Here is a 2,081-nt window from a genome sequence, read left to right as displayed (position 1 = left end):
ATCGTCACGCTCCAGCAGCCGAATGCCCCGTGCGTCCTACCCCGGCGGCCCGGTTAGCGCAATTTTTCGAGGTGCCCAGTATCTTATAGGACATCGTCCGGTTAGCAGGTCCGTGAGCCCCCCGAGATCATGCCGGTACGACTGCCGAAACCTTCCCCTCCAAATTCTTCGAGCCGCTGATCATCATTTTTGATGCCCGTGTGCCAATTCATGCACAGAATGCCCCGCCCCACCTAAATAGTAGATTTGTCATGCCATCGAGTATGGCACGGTGCGTCTGCCGAACAGACTGCCTCAGGCATGACAGCAGGTTGACTGGCTAATCCACCCAGCGCGGGTCGAGGCTGTATACGATATCGGCTGGAGGTGGGGGTGGCACTCGCCCCCCTTGGTCTGTCTGATCGACTGCGGCAGCATCTTCCAGCAGCCCGTCGCCGTGGAACCTACCGTGGTACAAAACGCGCCGGTTGACAGTGACTCAAACCACCGATAGCCCTTGATTTGCTAGGGAAAATAGCTGCAACGGTGCCTGCAACGGGAGCCCAACCGAAACCTCAACGGTCAGGCACACCGACCTCGGGTACCAGCCTTTCACACACCTGGCGGAAAATAAGTGTGGGCATCCTGCCCTACTGTTGCCTCTGTGTAGCCGCAATATAGCCAGGACAGAGCAGTTTGATGACGTTCCTTTAGGGTAGTGCGTGCTTCGCCGGATGGCGGCCTCGAGGGGCGACTTACCCGAGATGGTGGTAAGTTGCATGGCCAGCCATCGCTCCAGGTCATCGAAGAGCGGGGCGGCATGAGCCTTTCCGAGTTCTGCAGGTGCATGCCCTCGGGCTTCCTTCTGGACAGCGTGGAGTCAGGCGATCCGGCCAATGGCCTCTTCGGCGATGGGGAGCCCTGCGATCGGTGGATGTCGACGAACTTGCGCCCGATATGGGCCAGTGCCGGGCGACCTCGCGAATGGCGCCGGAACGGTAGAGATCCTCGAAGCCGGCATAGCAGTCGGCATACATCCAGCTGCGGAAGCGAGCGAGATGGTCCTTGGGGTGCTGGCCCTTGCGGTCGCCCAGAGGCGATACCACGCGGCGGGTGGTGTCATGCCGCTCCAAGGGCGCTCGTCGCGAGCATAGGCCCCGAGCCTTGCGGTTCGGGTCCTGCCGGTGCCCGGAGCCAGCATCTGCACCGGCGTGTCATCCGCGAAGATCACCTCGATCGAGAGAACATGACGGCCGATGGCGTCAGCCAACGGCTCTAGCAGCGCGGTGGTCTTGGCGACCCAATCCGCCAACGCAGAAGGATTAGGATCAAGGCCTTCGCGTCCCAAGATCTGGCTTTGGGGTAATGCGGAAGGTAGTCGGCATACTTGCTGACGAGCACATGCGCGAGCAGATCTGGATCGGGTCGGCCGCGCTTGATCAGGCGAGACGGAAGCGCAGCCTGCACAAAACGCTCGCAACAGACGCAGGTCAGCCGGGGCCGCACGATCCGGTTCACGATGAAGCGGCCCGGCACATACTCCAGTTCTTCCGTGATGTCCTCCCCGATCCGGCGCTGGCGCCCCCCCCCCCCGCAGCCGGCACAGGCCTCTGCGCCGGGCGTCGGTTCCACCTCCATGCGCGGGATTTGATCGGGATCGGACGGCGCTTCGGTTTGTCCTTCTCCTCGACCTCAGGAAGCTTCATCCGCGCGGTCACCACGTCGGCAGCAATCTCACCGACCTCCAAGGCAAGTTGCAGTTGCACTGCAGTCTCGGAAGAGGCGCTAAATCGGTGTGCCCGGTGGCCGGGCAGTTGATGATAAGCTTCTCAATCAGGATAGCCTGCGCCTTTATCTCGGCCAAAAGCCGTGCGGCGAAGGCGCGCAGCTCCTCGGGGTCGTCCGCCAACGTTACTGCGTATTCCACCGTATCCGACCGCTTATTCCAGCAACATCCGACCAGCTGTTCCACGATCTGTAGCGCGTCAACCACCTTGTCCTTGACCGACAACCAGCTTGGCCGGATTTGAAGCCGCCCGGGTTGGCGTGTCGTTCGGTGTCTTGGCTCAGTCCGCTCCTTTGTTCTGGTTGTCGTTGCTGGT

Annotated in this window: 4 protein-coding genes; all 4 read right to left on the bottom strand. The window is 61.5% G+C overall.

All coding sequences use genetic code 11. The annotated features are described in order from the left end of the window. Window positions 1-859: 859 nt before the first annotated feature. Window positions 860-1,327, bottom strand: coding sequence for an IS66 family transposase (locus OU682_RS24475; protein WP_371832312.1), 468 nt, complete (start codon window positions 1,325-1,327; stop codon window positions 860-862). Next, entirely contained in the window at window positions 1,255-1,611 is a 357-nt protein-coding gene (locus OU682_RS23760) for an IS66 family transposase zinc-finger binding domain-containing protein (RefSeq protein ID WP_268944646.1), read from the bottom strand. The genes OU682_RS24475 and OU682_RS23760 overlap by 73 nt, the downstream gene beginning before the upstream one ends. Then, window positions 1,494-1,745, bottom strand: coding sequence for a hypothetical protein (locus OU682_RS23755; protein ID WP_268944645.1), 252 nt, complete (start codon window positions 1,743-1,745; stop codon window positions 1,494-1,496). The genes OU682_RS23760 and OU682_RS23755 overlap by 118 nt, the downstream gene beginning before the upstream one ends. Next, window positions 1,694-2,081: hypothetical protein (locus tag OU682_RS23750; RefSeq protein ID WP_268944647.1), on the bottom strand; the 388-nt coding region annotated here is incomplete at its 5' end. The genes OU682_RS23750 and OU682_RS23755, both read right to left, overlap by 52 nt.

Source organism: Paracoccus benzoatiresistens (assembly GCF_026913015.1).
In the GTDB taxonomy this organism is placed as follows: domain Bacteria; phylum Pseudomonadota; class Alphaproteobacteria; order Rhodobacterales; family Rhodobacteraceae; genus Paracoccus; species Paracoccus benzoatiresistens.
Note: the sequence above shows the minus strand (reverse complement) of the source record. Positions and strands in the feature narration are given on the sequence as shown.